This is a genomic window from Centipeda sp. (in: firmicutes) (assembly GCF_057271695.1).
In genome coordinates, this window is record NZ_DBHIVL010000135.1 from 1 (window position 1) to 2,402 (window position 2,402).

The following is a 2,402-nucleotide window of genomic DNA, read 5'->3' on the forward strand; positions in this document are numbered from 1 at the left end:
GGGCAAAAAAGATACGTCAAGATGGCGTGGCTGAATTTATCAGTGCTTCCTATACAGTTCGACCAACTTCTCGCTTTCAGAAGGACTTGAAACGTATCGCAAGGCGTGGCTATAACACAGAGCTGTTGACCGCTGTCATCAAGAAATTGGCAAATGGCGAACATCTCGCACAAAAACATCGTGATCATGCGCTCACGGGAGATTACGCAGGCTGTCGGGAATGTCACATCACACCGGACTGGCTGCTCATCTATGAAATTTCCGATGACACACTGCTGCTCTACCTACCCCGCACAGGGACACACAGCGACCTGTTCAAAATGTAAAAACAGAGCACTTCCCCAGACGTAAGTACCCCACGAAAAAGTGCGTTCTTGTGCCCCATCCCTCCATGCGCTATCATGCAACGATAGAAATGGAGGTTTTCTTTATGAAGACATTGATTATCGCCGCGCACCCGAATCTCGAAGAGTCCGTCATCAACAAGAGATGGCTGACGGAGCTGCACAAACATCCTGACCTCTGTACGATCCACACGCTTGCCGCATGCTATCCCGACGGCCGGATTAATGTGGAGCGCGGAGAACTACGCGCGTTTTGTGACGGCGTTATCGTAAGTCCGTGTCGTTCCTGTGCTGCTCGCCCCAGTCGCACATGCTGTGCAGGAGCGGGATAAGCGACCGCCCACGCTCCGTAAGGGCATACTCCACCTTGGGCGGTACCTGCGGGTACTCCGCCCGTACGACAAGCAAGTCCGCTGCGAGTTCCTTCAGCACGGCGGCGAGCGTCTTGTACGGGATGCCCGCAATCCGCCGATGAATCGCATTGTGGCGAAGCACGCCATGCTCAGCGAGCAGATAGAGAATCGCCATCTTGTACTTGCCGCCGATCAGGGACAGCGTGTAGTGAAATCCCGTCTGCACGACCTCCGTCCCCTGCGGCATACAGCTCCCATGCTCCATACAAGGCTCACTCCTTTGCCAACCTCATACACATCAGAAAAGCCGCCCTATGCAGATTCGGGCGGCTCTTTTCATTTCGGATGCAGAACACCTCTCTCAGTGTTCATTATAGGACAGGGATACCGTATTCGTCAAGCTTCACGAGGCTTACTTCACGCCCGCGCCGTCAAGCGCTGCGCGGACACTCTTCTGTGCACGGCAGAGCTTGTCCATCTCATCGTCTGCAAGACGCACTTCAAATGACCGCACGACGCCGTCCTGCGCGATCATGCGAGGGATGGAGAGTGCCACGTCCTTCATGCCGTACTCTCCGTTCATGACGGCGGCGCAGGGCAGAATCGTATGCTCGTTGTAGAGGATCGCCTTGATGAAGCGGCAGGCGACCATCGCGATGCCCGTATTTGTGAAGCCTTTGAGGTTGATGACATCGTATGCGGTTTGGATGAGCCCCCGCTCGACATCGTGGCGATCGAGTTTTTTCTCAAAATGGAAATACTCGTCGAGATGGTCGATGCCAAGTCCCGCGCAGTTGATCGTTGACCACGCGACAAAGGCATCGTTGCCGTGCTCTCCGAGGACGTAGCCGTGGATGTTCTTCGGATCCATCGCGTAGTGCTCGGCGAGGATGTAGCGGAAGCGGTAGGTCTCGAGCATTGTGCCCGTGCCGAGAATCTTTGCACGCGGATAGTCGAACTCGGTCGAGACGACGTAGGTCGCGACATCGAGCGGGTTCGTAATCATGATGACCATGGCTTCCTTCGTGTATTTCACGATCTCGGAGAAGATGGAGCGCATGATCTTCGTGTTCGTGCTCGCGAGCTTCAGACGGTCGGGTGTCTCGCCCGGCAGGATAGAGGGTCCCGCCGTGATAACGATGAAGGCCGCATCGCGGCAGTCCTCGTACGTTCCCGGATGAATCTTGATGTTCGTGCAGTACGGTGAGGACATGGCGTGACTGGTATCCAGTGCCTCACCGCGTGCGCGGTCCATGTCAAGATCGATGAGCGCGATCTCCGAGGCGAGCTGGAAATCCGCGATTTTGTTGAGCACGGCAGAGCCGACGTTGCTCGTTCCGATGATGACAACTTTTCCCCTGTTGACCGACATAACGATTACCCCCTAAAAATGCAAAAAAGTCCAAACACAATGGGATGCGCTTGGACGCTATGGACTCATGACGAACTGTGTGGAAACCAGCCGATTCATGATGGACTGCACTTCTTTTCAGTAGGACATTGCCGCAGGATTTCCTGCACCATCATAGTAGCACCACAGGGAATCATTGTCAATGGATTTTTGACGAGATTTGACGTGTATACAGCATGGTTTTTATTGTCGATGGGTCAATGTGAAACGACAGTTCACAGATAAATATTTTCGTGCTATAGGAATCGCTGATAAAATGAAGTCCGTCAGATTGGCGTAGATTTTTTGTCCGAA

At 53.7% G+C, this 2,402-nt stretch carries 3 protein-coding genes; 1 reads left to right on the forward strand and 2 read right to left on the reverse strand.

The features are described 5' to 3' along the window. Window positions 1–38: 38 nt before the first annotated feature. Window positions 39–326 carry a type II toxin-antitoxin system YafQ family toxin gene (locus ACO6BQ_RS12370; protein ID WP_489121415.1) on the forward strand — a complete coding sequence of 96 codons (288 nt, stop codon included), beginning with the start codon at window positions 39–41 and terminating at the stop codon, window positions 324–326. A 282-nt stretch (window positions 327–608) separates the two neighbouring features. On the opposite strand, the gene ACO6BQ_RS12375 is transcribed toward ACO6BQ_RS12370, so the two are convergent. Together ACO6BQ_RS12375 and ACO6BQ_RS12380 are read right to left on the reverse strand one after the other, a co-directional pair. After that, a complete protein-coding gene (locus ACO6BQ_RS12375) occupies window positions 609–962 on the reverse strand; it encodes a winged helix-turn-helix transcriptional regulator (protein ID WP_489121406.1) in 354 nt (117 codons plus the stop codon). A 147-nt stretch (window positions 963–1,109) separates the two neighbouring features. After that, the gene (locus ACO6BQ_RS12380; RefSeq protein WP_489121409.1) at window positions 1,110–2,069 is read right to left on the reverse strand and encodes an L-lactate dehydrogenase; all 960 of its coding nucleotides are present in this window, start codon (window positions 2,067–2,069) and stop codon (window positions 1,110–1,112) included. Between the last annotated feature and the right edge of the window lie 333 nt (window positions 2,070–2,402).